Below are 14909 nucleotides of genomic sequence, written 5' to 3' on the forward strand. Positions count from 1 at the left end.
TCGATCGTGCTGCCGACTCCGTGCAGCGTCATCACCTATTGCAGGTGATTTGCCTTTGCGGCTCATCGGCCGATAGGCCGGGGAATCGCTGCCGATCGTGCGACACCCGACAGGAGCGACACGATTGCTGTACCGACGACGAGGTAGAGCACGGCGCTGCACACCTTCGAGGCCAAGGTTGCGTCGAACATGAAGGGCCACAGGGCTACGGCGACGGTGGCGAGAGTGCAGATCCACGAGAAGAAGCTCGTGGCACGAGGTGTCGACACCAGGAGCAGGTGGAGTAGGCCGGCCGCGACCAGTGCCGCGATGGCGGCGAACACCGCGAGGTTGGCGGCCTGGGATCGACCGAACAACATTTCCGGCGTGATCACCGGGACGTCGAGCAGTTCACGGATGACGAGTAGTCCTACGACAGCCGCGAGAGCTGCAACGACGGCGGTAGCGAGGCCACCCGACCACAACTTCTTTGCGTCCACCGCGTTCGTCGCAGGGTCCGGGTTGTACTGGGACATTCAGTGAATCCTCTCTCGATCAGTCGGGAAGTCGGCTCATTTCGATGAGGGTGATACCCAATGCATCGAATCGCGCCAGTACCCCACGTAACTCGGTCGGACTCGCGATCGAGCCGTAGAGCATGGTGTATGCACCGGGAATGTCGGACACGTGCAGTTCCGGAAACGCAGCGAGTGTGCGTTCGGACAGCGTGCCGGCGACGGTGAACGAATATCGCACGCCCTTCGGCCACGAATCTGGCTGCATCGCCGCTCCTCTCGTGGTGCACCCCACAATGTCGCGCACGGCGGGGGCTGCGCTTCACCCGTAGGTGGTGAACTTCTAGAGATCACCTGTCGCGGGCGATGCGAGATTGCCGGGCGACCGCGTGCAATGGAATGTGGCGGACTGTGCTCAGGTCCGAATCACACACGAAGGGAATGACTATGTCTTCCGATGGAGGCGTCAAACAAGGTTTTGCGGCCGGTACGTCGATCGCGGCTGCGCTCATCCTGCTCGTAGTCGGTGTGGTATCGATCCTGCAGGGGATCTCTGCTATCGCCACCGACGAACTGTTCGTGGTCGGCGCAGAGTACATATTCGAGTTGAATACGACGGCGTGGGGCTGGATCCATCTGATCGTCGGCATTCTCGTGGTGATCACCGCGTTTGCGCTGATGTCGGGGGCCACATGGGCACGCTTCGCGGCGGTCGTACTTGCCTGCCTGTCGATCATCGCCAATTTCTTGTGGCTGCCGCATTACCCGATGTGGTCGATCCTGATCATCGCCTTGGACATCGTCGTGATCTGGGCCGTGTCGACGTGGGACCCCGATCGCTGAACTTCTGTCAGGCCTCTCGGGCTGACCGGTACGGCTGTACTACAGCAGACCGGTCAGCCGAGCGGCTGTGATGGCATCTCCCCGCGACGACACTCCCAGTTTTCCGTATACGCCTCGGAGATGTGTCTTGATGGTGTTGACCGACAGCGCCAGAGCATGCGCAATCTCCTGAGTGGTCTGCGGAGAGGGCAACTGTTTGAGCACGCGCGCTTCGGCGGGCGTGAGGACGACGTTCGTCGAAGCATGGGGCGCGTCGGGGTGCGTCCGGATGCTCTCGACGAACTGATCCAGCCTGCCGAAGCGGCCACTGTGGGTGTCGAGCAGCGCCACCGCACCACCGGTGGTGAGGAACGGCCGGACCAGGTGCTCGGGTTCGGCGAGGGTGAGCGCGATCTCGAGATCGTCGTACGCCCCGAATTCGTGGTCGGACGCTGCACGGAGGACCGCTCGCAATACATGGGCTTCGACCTCGGAGACCCCGTGGTCGAGCCGATGGTCCAGGACTGTATCCAGCAGTTCCCGGGCACGCGCCGAGCGTCCACGAGCGTGTTCGACCGTTGCAGCGGCGAGGTCGAAGTGGGGGTGCCGGCCCAGAACTCTTGTTGCCTCCTCGATGATCCGCTGAGCCTGGTCGAGTTCGTGGACGGCCACGAGTACTCGAGTGGCGAACGGAATGATCGGCGCTGACCGGGCACCCATCCGAGAGTCGGCCACAGCGGTCAGGACCACGTCGGCGATATCGCGGGCAGCTGCGATCTTGTCGGGGGCCTGGTGGAAGGCAATGAGTTGCGACATCGCATAGCTGTCCCACCCTGCGAGGGGCGACGACAGTCCATCGATGCCGACGGACATTGCGAGTGGCCGATCGATTCCTTCCGGCGGCGTGGTTCCGCAGAGAAAATGATGGTAGCGGCACATCACCGCGCATCGGTCGGCATCGCCGGACCCCAAGAGCCCGACACTCCGTGCGTATTCGACACCGATGAGCGCGCGGGCACCCATCGCCGACAGGTGCCCGCGCGCACCTTCGTTCAGGGCGAGCAGCATCAGCGCTTCCAAATGTGGACGGACGCTGCCGGCGTACTCGGCCATGCTGACGGCGGCACGGAGACGATCATTCGTTCCCCGATCACCGGCCATCAGCGCGCACTTCGACTGCTGGACCGCGACATAGGACTCGATATCGCGATGGTCTCCGGGTGCTGCCGGTGCGGAGACACCGACGATCTCGTCCCCGAGTGCGCTGCGGATGTCGATTTCGACGGCGTGATGGAAGCGATCGAACACTTCCGCGGGGCAGACGGAAGACGAGCGGGCGGAAGTGGCGCGGAGAAATGCGTCGGCTTCTACCGGAACGCCGAGAGCCAGCGCATGTACGCTGCGCAGGAGATGGACGAATGGGTCGTCCGCGATGTCGGATGACGCGGATTCGAGGACCTTCAGAAACGCGGCACCGTGCGGTCCGAACACCGCTTTCGGACCCAGGTCGAGGATGCATTTGGACAGCGCATAGCGATCTTGCGCAGCGGTGAGATATCTGATGGCCTGGACCGGGTCGCCGGCCCTGGAATACCAACCACCGACCCTGAGTTCGAGCCTGCGCACCCCGTCACGACCGAGCATCCGGTCGAGTTCGGCTTTGAGGTGTGAACGCATCAGCGGGTGGTAGCTGTAGATTTCCGATCCGGCGCTTCCGGTGTGCGACATCGGGAAATATGCGGCGAGGATCTCCGCGAGTATTCGTGCCGCCTCGGGGCCTGCGAGTTCGGTGGCGAGATCTACATCGAACGACTCGGCAACCGCTGTTCGCATCAGGAAATCGCGTTGCTCCGCGCTGATGCTGTCGAGTAGTTCTCCCACGAGAAAATCGGATATCGCAGGATGATTCGATGCGGTGGCCGACACCAGGATCTCTCTGCTGTCGCCGCGTGCCGACAACAGGAGTGCGATGAATCGGACCATGGCGGCCCACCCACCGGTGAGTGCCACGACCGCATCGAGCTCGTCGTCCGTGACCACGACATTGCCTGCAGTGAGCGCACAGCGTGTCTCGTCGCGGTCGAACGCCAGGACCGCATCATCGAGCCGTACCAGAGCTCCGGTCAGATCCAGCTGGTGCCACGGTATCGGCGGTGGAAATCTGGAGGTCAGCACCACAGTGACGTGCTCGGGAAGTATCTCGAGAAGATGCGCCAGCCCGGACAGCGTCAGTGGGTCGTGGACGTCATGAGCGTTGTCGAGGACGAGCACGGCCGGACCCTCGATCGCGCCGAGCCACTGCGCGAACATCTCCGCCCGAGTCCTCGGCGCCTGGTCGCCGTGGCAGGGCGGGGAATCGCCGAACGACCGGTGGAGTTCGTCCCAGAATGCTCGGGGATTGTTGTGTTCCTCGGAGAGCGTCGCCCATGCCACCTGTGTCTGCGATGCAGGCAGGCGAGCGCACCGCAGCCATTCGGTCACTGCCACGGTCTTGCCGGTTCCGGCCATGCCGCACACGAGCACGACACCCCCGCCGAGCTTCCGGGCACGCTCGAAGTGGGCGCACAGTTGATGCCGGTGGACCGGCTCGGTTGCGAGCCGGGGTATCGAACGAACGCTTCGGCCGGCGGCTCCTGTAGAACTGTCGTCGCTGGTTGTGAGCAGCACCGCGGCTCCTATTCAAGAGACTGTCAGATGTCTTCTCCTAGGATCTGTCCCCCGCGTTCGAATTTATCGCAGTCGAGCCGATCTCGGGGGATGAACGGAATGAGCGCACGATGCAGCAAGGTTCCACAACGACGGCATTTCATCCTCGTCGGGTGAGCCGACAGGAGAGTCGCCCTCACTACGGTTGTGTGTGCCGCCTGACGGTGGGTGCAGGCCACGAGCCGAGGAGGGACAGTGCCGGCGAAGCAAGCCGGTCCGCGGCGTGCACACATCTTGCGCGATGCCGTGGCCGGATTGGGCGGGGCCATCTCGTCGATCCCGGACGGGATGGCTTGTGGTCTGCTCGCGGGCGTCAATCCCGTCTACGGCCTCTACGCGAGTTCGTCCGGTGCGTTCTTCGGAGGGCTCGCCACCTCCACAACCCTGATGGTCGTGACGACGACGAGTGCAGCCGCCCTCGCAACGGGCTCGGCTCTGGAAAGTGTTCCCCTCGAGAACCGCGACTCGGCCCTGGTCCTCCTGACGATCCTCGGGGGGCTGCTCATGTGGGCAGCAGCGGCACTGCGCTTCGCTCGTTACACACGCTTCATCTCGCATTCCGTGATGATCGGCTTCCTCACGGGGATTTCCGCGACGATCCTGATTTCCCAGATCCCGACGATGATCGGCGTCTCGACAAGTGGGCCCTCAGCGTTCGCCAAGGCACTCGACCTCGTGACGGAACTCGGACACATCGACCTCGCGTCGCTGGTGTGCGGTGCGCTGGCGCTCGCCGTGGTGGGCGTGCTCGGCCGGACCCGTTTCGTCGCACTCGGTGCCCTCGGAGCCATCGCGATTCCCAGTGTGGTCGTCTTCTTCCCCTGGTTCGACGGGGTCGCCCAGGTTCGAGAAACCGGTGATCTCCCGACAGGTCTTCCGATGCCCGAAATACCCGAACTGTCGATGTTGAGCCCTGAATTGATCGCGGGCGCAGCATCTGTAGCGCTCATCGTGCTGGTGCAAGGTGTCGGTGTCCGCGAATCCGTACCGGAACCGAGCCGGAAACCGAACGCCGTCTCCCGTGATTTCTCGGCGCAGGGGCTCGCAAATGTCGCGTCCGGCTTCTTTCAGGGGATGCCGGTCGGGGGCTCCGTGTCGGCGACCTCGCTCAACATCGCATTGGGTGCGCGCACCAGGTGGGCCGCCGCGTTCCGTGGCGTGTTCGTGCTCGTGCTCGTCCTTGCGGCTGGAGGGTTGATCGGACGGGTTCCGATGCCGGCCCTGGCCGCGCTGCTGATCTACGCCGCCGTGATGTCGATCCGCCCGCGCGAGATCGTGTCGGTCTTCCGCGCCGGCGGCATCGGGCGCGTGACTCTACTGATCACCGCGCTCGCGACCCTGCTGCTTCCTGTGGCGACGGCGGTGGGTGTCGGTGTCGCGTTGTCGCTGGTGCTACAGCTCAACAGGGACTCGATCGATATGCGCATCGTCGAGCTCGAACCGACCGACGACGGCGGGCTCCGCGAGCTCGACCCACCCATCGTGCTGCACTCGGATCACGTCACAGTGCTCGACGTCTACGGGAGTCTGCTCTACGCGGGGGCGCACAACTTTGCGAACCAATTGCCGCCGGGGACGGACAGGGTTGTGGTGGTGCTGCGGCTGCGCGGACGCGTCACCGTCGGAGTCACATTCATGAAAGCCCTGGTCGAGTATGCGAGGAGACTCGACGAGCGAGGCGGGCACATGTACGTCAGTGGTGTGGATCCGGTGTTGATGAGCAGGTATCGCGAGAAAGTCGGGCTTCCTCCGTGCATCACCGTGGTCGAGGCCGAATCCGTTCTGGGTCGCTCGACCCTGCATGCGTTCGACGAGGGCATGCGTTGGCTTGCCGCTCAGCGGGATTCACCTGACGAGGAGTGAACATGAGTGGTGTGGTGGTTCAGCTGATTCCACTCGCGCTCGGGATCATCATGAGCCCGCTCGCGATCATCGGTGTGGTTGCGGTCCTGCTGTCGGCACGGGCACGGCCGAACAGCCTTGCATTTCTTGCAGGGTGGGTACTCGGTGCGTGCTCCGCGATCGGGTTGACGTATCTGATCCTGAGCCGGCTCGCCGTGCACGAGCATCATGATCCACCGTTGTGGGTTCCCATCCTGCATCTGACACTCGCTCTCGTCTTTGCGGTCGGTTCGGGGATCATGTTCGTTGCGTCGCAACGGATCAAGGCAATCGGTGCCGAACGTGCGGAAGGTGCCGGGCTCACGCCGGAGCTCCCGGCGATGTTCCGGGCGATCTCGGAATTCGGCCCGGGCAAGGGCTTCGGTCTCGGGGTCGGCCTGTTCGTGCTCAATCCCGTGGACCTGTCGTGTGCGGTTGCTGCTGCCCTCACCCTGAGGCTCAGCGGGCTGACAGGCAACGTCGTGTGGGTTACCGCCATTGCGTTCGTGATCGTGTCGGTGTCGTCTGTTGCCGTGCCCGTCCTGTTCCTCCTGATCCGCGGAGAGCGTGCACAGAAGCCGCTGTCCGACCTGCGAACCTGGATCGCAACGCACACGAAACTTCTCAACGTCGCCCTGCTTGTGCTGCTCGCGATAATGCAGTTCGGTAAGGCGCTGAACACCTTGTGAATTCGTCATCCGACAGAGCGGGGATCTGCCATGAACATTCTGGTTCCGGACAGTCAGCGGCGGACGCTCGACGAACTTGTCGATCGCCTCGATCTCAGCGCGGGAGAGTCTGCATCGAAACGCTCGGCCTTTTGGATCATGCTGACGCTCTCCGCGGTGATCGCTGCGTCGGGTGTGGCGGGTGATTCGACTGCGACGGTGATCGGCGCCATGATCGTCGCACCGTTGTCGGTTCCCATTCTCGGTGTCGGACTGGGGATTGCGACCGGACGCGGGAATCTGATCGTCCGGAGTCTGCTCCTCGTCCTCGTGGGCATCGTGCTGGTGGTGGCGATCGGCTTCGTCGTCTCGAAGCTGCTCCCCAATCCGACGAATGTGCTGACGAATTCTCAGGTGGTCGGCCGCACTTCGCCGAAGCTGATGGATCTCACTGCCGCGTTGGCGACCGGGTTGGTGGGGGTCATCGCCATGACCCGGCGGGACGTCGGAGATGTACTTCCCGGCGTGGCCATCGCGATCTCACTGGTACCGCCGCTGGTGGTGGTCGGTGTGTGTCTCGGCTCGGGAGCGCCCGGCCTCGCGCTCGGCGCATTCGTGTTGTTCGCGTCCAACATGGTGGCGATGATCGTGACGGCGACGGTGGTGCTCGTCGTCGTGGGGTACGCACACGAGGCCGGGGCCGGCGAAGCGAGACGAGGCTGGGCCTATGCAGTCCTGGTCACGGGCTTGATCATCGTGGCGGTTCCGATGGTGGTGAACTCGTTGTCGTCGCTGTGGGCCGGTCAGATCGCCGACGCCGCACGGATCTGGCTCGGAGACGAGTCTGTTTCTCAGGTCACCGACGTGTCGTTGCAGCAACGGACGGCGCTCGTCCATGTCCTGTCGCCCGAGAAACTTCCCCCGGTGGATGAACTCCAGTCGGCGGTGGACGACCTCGTGCCGTGGCACCCGGAGGTCGTCATCGTGCACACCTACGGCGGTCGGTTCAGCGAGTGACGAATCGGGTAGGGGACGGAACGCGCGACGCGTTCCGTCCCCTACCCGTGTTCCGTGGTCGGTGAGGTCAGCTTCCGGCAGCCTCGAGGCCGATGGTGATATCGGCGAGGATGTCGTCGATGTGCTCGATACCGACGGCGAGGCGGACGAGTCCGGGAGTGACGCCGGCCGCGAGCTGTTCCTCGGCGGAGAGCTGGGAGTGCGTGGTGGACGCCGGGTGGATGACCAAGGAGCGCACGTCGCCGATGTTGGCCACGTGGCTGTGCAAGGTCAGCGCGTTGACGAACTTCTTACCGGCATCGATGCCGCCGGCGAGCTCGAACACCACGATCGCGCCTGCGCCTTCGGGTGTGAGTTGCTGTGCGCGGTCGTACCACGGCGACGACTTCAGGCCGGGGTAGGCGACAGAGGTGACCTCGGGACGCTGCTCGAGGAACTCTGCGACCTTCTGGGTGTTGGCGACGTGGCGCTCCATGCGCAGGCTCAGGGTTTCGAGTCCCTGCGAGATGAGGAACGCGTTGAACGGTGACACCGCGGAGCCGAGGTCGCGCAGCAGCTGGACACGCGCCTTGAGGGCGAACGCGGGCGCGCCGAGGTCGGAGTAGACGACACCGTGGTAGCTGGGGTCGGGTGTGGTGAACCCGTCGTGGCGGCCTTGTGTCCAGTCGAATGTGCCGCCGTCGACGATGACGCCGGCGATGGCGGTGCCGTGTCCGCCGAGGTACTTGGTGGCGGAGTGGACGACGATGTCGGCGCCGTGCTCGAGCGGGCGGAGCAGGTACGGGGTGGCCACTGTGTTGTCGACGATCAGCGGCAGACCGTTCTCGTGCGCGACACCGGAGACGCCGGGGATGTCGAGGATGTGGTTCTTCGGGTTCGCGATGGTCTCGGCGAAGAACGCGCGGGTGTTGGGGCGGATGGCTGCGCGCCACTGCTCGAGATCGTCGGGATCCTCGACGAAGGTGGTCTCGATGCCGAGTTTGGTGAGCGTGTAGTGCAGCAGGTTGTAGGTGCCGCCGTACAGGTAGGGGCTCGCGACGATGTGGTCACCGGCCTGGGCGACGTTGAGGATGGCGAAGGTCTCGGCGGCCTGACCGGAGGAGAGCAGCAGTGCAGCGACGCCGCCTTCGAGGGCGGCGATGCGCTGCTCGACCGCATCCTGGGTGGGATTCATGATGCGGGTGTAGATGTTGCCGGTCTCGGCGAGACCGAACAGCGCGGCAGCGTGGTCGGTGTTGTCGAAGGTGTAGCTGGTGGTCTGGTAGATCGGAAGTGCCCGGGCTTTGGTGTCGCCGCCCGCGGGCTGTCCTACGTGGATCTGCTTCGTCTCGAAGTTCCAGCCGGCGGTCGGATCGACAGCGTCGGGCGTGGTGTCACTCATCGGTTTCGGCTCCGGTTTTCTCGGGTGATTCAGGGGCTCGGGTGATTCAAGGGGATGTGCCGACCTGGCGATCCGCGACCGTGCAGCGAACGTCGAGCTGGCCGAGTCGTGGGACCGGAGGCTACGGGTGCGGGCGGTCAGCGGGCCTGGCACCCGCAGATACACAGTTTTCGGGCATGGACATGCGCCGACGGATGCCCCGGCGACTGTTCGTACGTCCTGCTCACGGTCGTGACGATAGTCGCAATCGATGATCTCTACCAGTGCACCGGGAAATGCCCAGGCGACGCGCCGATGTATTTGCATCCATAGCGCACATACACTCTGTGTGCTGTACTTCTCCGGGGGCCGATCTTTGTTTCAGTCGTGCAGTAACCAATTTCAGTTCTGCTCGAGTTCTGCACCCGACCACTAGCGATGGAGGGCATGTTGACAGTCATCGATTCGGAGTTCACGCAGGCCGACACAACGATGCTGCGCCCGCCACCACCCTCGATGGTCGAGCGAATGACACGCATCCTCGAGGCCTTCGACGCAAGCATCGCCAGACTCACGCTCGAAGAGGTGACGTTCCGCTCGGGTCTTCCCCGGTCGACCGTGCACCGCATCCTCGAACAACTCGTCCGCCTCGACTGGCTCGAGCACAGTGCGCTCGGCTACGGGCTCGGAGCCCGCGCACTGGGCCTCGGCGGCGACATCGACCGCGACCGTCTCCGTGAATGCGCGGCACCGCACCTCCACGAACTGGCAATGCAGACCGGTGGTGTCGTGCATCTCGACGTTCTCGACGGCGCACAGGTGTATTGCCTCGACAAGGTCGGTGGCGCAGGCGCTGCCGGGCTGCCGACGCGGGTGGGTGGACGTACCGCGGCGTATGCCACCGCGGGCGGCAAGGCAATGCTCGCGACGCTCGACCCCGAACAGGTCGACAGCCTGTATCCCTCTCGGCTGACTCCGGCCACGAATCACACGGTCACCGACCGGGTGATGCTCCATCAGGAACTGAACCGGGTCCGTAAGCGACACGGCATCGCGTTCGACCGCGAAGAGTCGATCGTCGGAATCGGCAGTGTCGGTGCACCCCTGCGCGGCACCGGCGGAATCGTCGCGAGTGTGTCGCTGGCCGGCAGCGTGCGGGCGATCCAGCTCGAATGGATGGCACCTCTCGTGGCCGACTTCGCCCGGAAGATCTCCAGCGACCTCGCCTGTGGAGACGAGGGTCAGCGGACCAGGTGGGCGTAGTCGTCGCCTCGCTCGGACGGCAGGATCGTGTTGAGCACGAAGCGGATCTGCAGGCGGATGTACTCGTCCAATGAGTAGAGGGCACCGAAATGCCAGTGCTTGAGGGCCCATCCGTGTGCGAGCAGCAGTAGGTCGAACACCATGAGGTCGACGTCGACGTCGTTCATGACGCCCGCGGCGATTCCGTCTTTCAGAACGTCCCGCAGTGGAGCCGAGGTCGACACCTCGAGTTCCTTGATGCGGTCGCGTCCGGCGCGATCGAGGGTTCGGCTCTCCCGATACGTCAACGCGACGGCATCGATGTTCTCGTCGACGATCTCGATATACCGTCGCATGCCGGCGACGAGGCGCTCGACGGGATCGTCACCCGCGGTTTCCATCGCCGGGACCAGCTGGTCGCGGAACGATTCCAGAATGCTGATGATCGTCGCGAGAAGGACGTCCTCCTTGCCCCCGAAGTACTTGTAGATCAGGCCGACGCTGACGCCCGCCTCGTCGGCGAGCGCCTGCATGGACATCTGATGGAACCCGGTCCGCTGCATGACCGTCGCGGCGGCGCGAAGGACCTGACGTCGCCGCGAATCCGTCCGTACCGCCCGCACCGCGTCGTGAACGGACAGTTCGTCCTGGTCGCTGGTCATATGTGCTCCTGTCGGGCCGCCGTTCTCGTCAGATCCCGAGATCCTTGGCGATGATCGTCTTCATGATCTCGGTGGTACCGCCGTAGATCGTCTGGATACGGGCATCGACGAATGCCCGCGACACGGCGTACTCACGCATGTAACCGTAGCCGCCGTGCAACTGCAGGCATCGGTCGGCGACGCGCACCTGCAGCTCGGTGGTCCACCACTTCAACCGCGCGGCGCGTGCAGCGGTGAGCCGGCCGTCGACATGCTCGGCGATGCAGTCGTCGAGGAATGTGCGGGCGAGGTCGAGTTCGGTGGACAGTTCGGCCAGCACGAACTGGGTGTTCTGGAAGCCGGACACCGGTCTACCGAAGGCCTTGCGTTCCCGTACGTAGGTGAGGGTCGTCTCGAAGACACCTTCGGCTGCGGCGACCGCACCCACTGCGAGCGACAAGCGCTCCTGAGGCAGATTGTGCACGAGCTGATAGAAGCCCTGTCCCTCCTCACCCAGGCGATTGGCGACGGGCACACGCATATCGGTGAACATCAGCTCGCTGGTGTCCTGCGCGTGCAGGCCGATCTTCTCCAGGTTCCGGCCACGGGAGAAGCCGGGGGTATCGGCCGGGGCGACCAGCAACGTCAGCCCCTTGTGTGGGTCGTCGGAGGTGCGGGTCGCGACGACGAACAGGTCGCCGTTCTGTCCGTTGGAGATGAACGTCTTCGATCCGTTGACGACATAGTGGTCGCCGTCGAGCACCGCCGACGTGCGGATGCCGGTCAGGTCGCTGCCCGTTCCGGGTTCGGTCATCGCGATACCGAGGATCGTCTCACCGCTGACGACGCCGGGCAGCCACCGAGCCTTCTGTTCGTCCGTGGTCATGTCCGTGAGGTAGGGCAGCACCACGTCGTTCTGCAGTGAGAACGCGATACCGGCGGCGGCATGACCGGCCCGGTTGACCTCGTCGATCAGGATGGCGTTGTAGCGGAAGTCGTCGACGCCCGGACCGTCGTACTCGTCGGCGACCGAGAAGCCCAGGAGCCCGAGCTTGCCGGCCTCGGTGAACAGGGATCGATCGAGGCAACTCGCGCGTTCCCAATCTTCGTGGACGGGGGTGATCTTCTCGCGTACGAAGTCTCGCGCGACCTCGCGGAACTGGAGATGTTCGGATTCGTGGATCAGTGCGGTGTTCATAGGATCATCCCGGAAGCAGTAGGGGTGGTGAATCGGCCGTCGGTGAATTCGCTCGCTGCCGCGGCGGTCGCCTTGTAGTGCAGCTTCTTGCCCGTAGCCGACACAGGGAGGGAGTCGACGAACCGGTATGCACGCGGCCGCTTGAATGAGGACAACAGGTGGTGTGCGCGGCAGTGTTCGTCGAGAGCATCGATGGTCAGGGTGGGATCGGACGCGACGATGTAGGCGACGACGATCCGTCCCCACCGGTCGTCGGGCACGCCGACGACCAATGAGTCCTGCACGCCCGGATGCTGGTTGAGTGCTTCCTCGACCTGAACGGGATGGACGTTCTCGCCACCGGAGACGAGCATGTCGTCCTTGCGGCCGACGATGGTGACGAATTCGCCGGCATCCCATGTCGCAAGGTCGCCGATGTGCAACCAGCCGTTCCGGAACTTGGCTTTCTCCTGGTCCGGAGAGTCGAAGTAGGCGTTGGAACACTTCGGTGACCGGACGATGACCTCGCCGACCTCCTGGTTGTCGCGCGTGACCACGTCGCCGGGGTCGGCGAGACGGTCCGGATATACGTGCACGACACGAACGTCGTCGTCGGTGCACGCGCGGCCCGCAGTCCCAGCGTGATCGGGAAGATCGGAGGGGCGCAGGAAGGTGTTCCAGAAGCCCTCGGTGCTCCCGTACCCGTTGAAGATTCGTGGGTTGAGCACCGTCTGGTAGCGGAGCGCGGCGTCGCGTTCGAGGGGTGCACCCATCGTGACGATGCCGCGCAGTGTCGACAGGTCGCGGGCGCGTTGCTCCTGCGCGGTCGCGAGCAGCGCGAGGTTGGTGGGTGCGCCGATGAGGAAGGTCAGGCCGAGTTCTTCGACGAGGTCGAGGACGCGGTCGGGATCGAAGGTACGCAGCGGTACCACCTGCCCACCGATGTAGAACGTCGGGTTCGGTCCGCCGGAGTACAGGCCGCCGCGGTGGAACCACGGGGTCATGTTGAGCGTCCTGTCTTCGGGGCCGAGCGGGAAGTGCATGATCACGTCGTGTGCGCTGAAGATCTCGATCATGCCGTTGAGCGGCACGCCCTTTGGCATACCGGTGGTACCGGATGTGTACAGGCGGGTGGTTTCGTCCCAGACGGTCCGGTGCAGCGGCGGCAGCGACACCCGGTCGGCCGGAAGGTCGCGATAGCGGATGGCGGTGGCTCCCGGAACGGAGAGGGGCTCGCCGTCGCCGACAGCGATCACCACATCGGGTGTGTGCGACGAGTGCTCGAGCGCCGCCTGCACATTCGACGTGAGTTCGGTGTCGTAGACGAAGACCTTCGGGGTGCTGGTGTCGAGCACGAACGCGGTCTCGCCCCCGGCCAGACGGAAGTTGACGGGTGAGCCGACAGCGCCGACAGCCTGCGTCGCGAGGTACAGCTCGGCGAACTCGATTCCGTTGAACAGCTGGTATGCGACGACGTCGCCGCTCCGGACGCCTGCGTCGGCGAGGCCGGTTGCAATCCGGTCGACTCGTTCGCCGAGCTGCTTGTAGGTCCACTGCTGCCCGGTGTCGGGGTCGGTGACGGCGACCCGGTGCGCGTAACGCCCGGTGTTGCGCCGGAATCCGTTGAGATACGTGAAGTCGTTCTCGAAGTACTCCCGGTAGGCCCGGGCGTTGTACGACGCGGTCATCTGGTGTTCGGCGCGGATACTCCCTCGTTCACGGGGGAGAGGAAGCGCCGTCCTCCTTCCAAAAGGTGGGCTGCGTGGAGCAACCGTGTCGGACCGAGCACACCGTGCCGGTGGGCGCGGATATGGTGCCGGGCATGGGGACCGAGGTGGTGCGTTACAAGTACCGACTGAGGCCGGGTGCGCTCGCCGAACGTGCCCTGATCGAGGAATGGCACCGTTGCCGATTTTTGTGGAACGAAGCCGTCCACCAACAGAAGACTGGTCGGAAACCGAACTTCACGAAACTGGGCACCATGCTGACCGAGATCCGCGCCCGTTCGTCGTGGTTGCGGGAGCGTTCTCAGGTCGCGCAGCAGCAGATGCTCCGCACCTACGCGCAGGCGTCGGATGCCTCGTTCACCGTCAAAGGCCGCGGTCGTCCCCGCTACAAGGCGCGGAAAAAGGCGTTGCCGTCGCTCGAATACACCCGCCGCGGTTTCCGGATCCGCGACGAGCAGTTGGTGTTGCCCGAAGGTGTGACGAGTCGTGTGGGGATCGACTGGGGTGTCACGCAGACCGCGACGGCCACCGATGAGCAGTTCGATCTGCCGCATGCCGAATATCGGAAACGGTGCTCTGCGGAGTTGGCGAAATCCCAGAAACGGATGGCGCGACGCCGGCGTGGGAAGGTGCAGGCGCCGTCGAAGGGCTACCAGCGGGCCCGAAAACAGGCGGCGAAGGTGCACAAGAAAGTGGCCCGGCAGAACCGGCACGACGGACGAGCCTGGGCCAAGCGGGTTGTCGACGAGCATCAGTTGTTGGCGGTGGAGGATTTCAAACCCAAGTTCCTGGCGAAATCGAACATGGCGCGCAAGGCTGCGGATGCGGCGGTCGCGACCATGAAGCGGGAACTTGTCGAACGCGGTAGGCGGGCCGGCCGGAAGGTGGTGTTGGTGCGGCCCGCGTATACGACGATGACGTGTTCGGGGTGTTTCGCGAGAGCCAAGCAACCCCTCGGACTCGGGGAACGAGTTTTCCGGTGCGATACCTGTGGGTTTTCGGGGTGTCGGGACCGGAACGCTGCCAGAGTGATTCTGGCTGTGGCGGAGCGTGGCCACACCGGTGTCGACGACGTAGGTCACTGGGGTCCGCCTCCTTCGGGTGGTGGTTCGGGTGCGGTCTGAGCTGGGAATCTCCTGTCAACACGGCAGGGGAGACGTTAAGGTGTCTCGTC

The 14909-nt window shown here is 64.4% G+C and carries 13 protein-coding genes; 6 read left to right on the plus strand and 7 right to left on the minus strand.

The window, feature by feature from the left end; all coding sequences use genetic code 11:
• Positions 1-62 precede the first annotated feature (62 nt).
• Positions 63-515 (minus strand): DUF6069 family protein, encoded by a 453-nt coding sequence (locus ACZ46K_RS07565; RefSeq protein ID WP_054809511.1) that lies wholly within the window; start codon positions 513-515, stop codon positions 63-65.
• A 19-nt stretch (positions 516-534) separates the two neighbouring features.
• Positions 535-762, minus strand: coding sequence for a hypothetical protein (locus tag ACZ46K_RS07570; RefSeq protein ID WP_054804852.1), 228 nt, complete (start codon positions 760-762; stop codon positions 535-537).
• A gap of 179 nt (positions 763-941) precedes the next feature.
• On the opposite strand from ACZ46K_RS07570, the gene ACZ46K_RS07575 reads away from it, so the two are divergent.
• On the plus strand, positions 942-1337 hold the full coding sequence (locus ACZ46K_RS07575; RefSeq protein ID WP_054804853.1) for a DUF7144 family membrane protein: 396 nt from the start codon (positions 942-944) through the stop codon (positions 1335-1337).
• 39 nt (positions 1338-1376) lie between these two features.
• Here ACZ46K_RS07575 and ACZ46K_RS07580 read toward each other — a convergent pair whose 3' ends face one another.
• The gene (locus tag ACZ46K_RS07580) at positions 1377-3983 is read right to left on the minus strand and encodes a LuxR C-terminal-related transcriptional regulator (RefSeq protein WP_464747464.1); all 2607 of its coding nucleotides are present in this window, start codon (positions 3981-3983) and stop codon (positions 1377-1379) included.
• Between the two features lie 234 nt (positions 3984-4217).
• On the opposite strand from ACZ46K_RS07580, the gene ACZ46K_RS07585 reads away from it, so the two are divergent.
• From ACZ46K_RS07585 to ACZ46K_RS07595, 3 genes are read left to right on the plus strand one after another with little or no spacing between them, the layout of a single operon-like run.
• On the plus strand, positions 4218-5885 hold the full coding sequence (locus ACZ46K_RS07585) for a SulP family inorganic anion transporter (RefSeq protein ID WP_464747466.1): 1668 nt from the start codon (positions 4218-4220) through the stop codon (positions 5883-5885).
• 2 nt (positions 5886-5887) lie between these two features.
• The gene (locus tag ACZ46K_RS07590; protein WP_054804864.1) at positions 5888-6592 is read left to right on the plus strand and encodes a GAP family protein; all 705 of its coding nucleotides are present in this window, start codon (positions 5888-5890) and stop codon (positions 6590-6592) included.
• A 30-nt stretch (positions 6593-6622) separates the two neighbouring features.
• A complete protein-coding gene (locus ACZ46K_RS07595; RefSeq protein WP_054804858.1) occupies positions 6623-7588 on the plus strand; it encodes a TIGR00341 family protein in 966 nt (321 codons plus the stop codon).
• Positions 7589-7655: 67 nt separating this feature from the next.
• Here the strand turns inward: ACZ46K_RS07595 and ACZ46K_RS07600 are convergent, their stop codons facing one another.
• A complete protein-coding gene (locus tag ACZ46K_RS07600; RefSeq protein WP_464747468.1) occupies positions 7656-8969 on the minus strand; it encodes a bifunctional o-acetylhomoserine/o-acetylserine sulfhydrylase in 1314 nt (437 codons plus the stop codon).
• Positions 8970-9395: 426 nt separating this feature from the next.
• Here ACZ46K_RS07600 and ACZ46K_RS07605 point away from each other — a divergent pair, with 426 nt between their 5' ends.
• Entirely contained in the window at positions 9396-10211 is an 816-nt protein-coding gene (locus ACZ46K_RS07605; RefSeq protein ID WP_464747471.1) for an IclR family transcriptional regulator, read from the plus strand.
• Here ACZ46K_RS07605 and ACZ46K_RS07610 read toward each other — a convergent pair.
• From ACZ46K_RS07610 to ACZ46K_RS07620, 3 genes are read right to left on the minus strand one after another with little or no spacing between them, the layout of a single operon-like run.
• On the minus strand, positions 10190-10852 hold the full coding sequence (locus tag ACZ46K_RS07610) for a TetR/AcrR family transcriptional regulator (protein WP_464747473.1): 663 nt from the start codon (positions 10850-10852) through the stop codon (positions 10190-10192). The two genes, ACZ46K_RS07605 and ACZ46K_RS07610, sit on opposite strands and share 22 nt — an antisense overlap.
• A 28-nt stretch (positions 10853-10880) precedes the next feature.
• Entirely contained in the window at positions 10881-12029 is a 1149-nt protein-coding gene (locus ACZ46K_RS07615) for an acyl-CoA dehydrogenase family protein (protein WP_054804859.1), read from the minus strand.
• Positions 12026-13696 (minus strand): class I adenylate-forming enzyme family protein, encoded by a 1671-nt coding sequence (locus tag ACZ46K_RS07620; protein ID WP_054809516.1) that lies wholly within the window; start codon positions 13694-13696, stop codon positions 12026-12028. Before ACZ46K_RS07620 ends, ACZ46K_RS07615 begins: the two co-directional genes overlap by 4 nt.
• Positions 13697-13830: 134 nt before the next feature.
• Between ACZ46K_RS07620 and ACZ46K_RS07625 the strand changes: the two genes are divergently transcribed.
• Positions 13831-14859: an RNA-guided endonuclease InsQ/TnpB family protein gene (locus tag ACZ46K_RS07625; RefSeq protein WP_464749258.1), complete on the plus strand. Its 1029-nt coding sequence runs from the start codon at positions 13831-13833 to the stop codon at positions 14857-14859.
• Positions 14860-14909: the final 50 nt, after the last annotated feature.

It is taken from the genome of Rhodococcus sp. JCM 9793 (assembly GCF_055380405.1).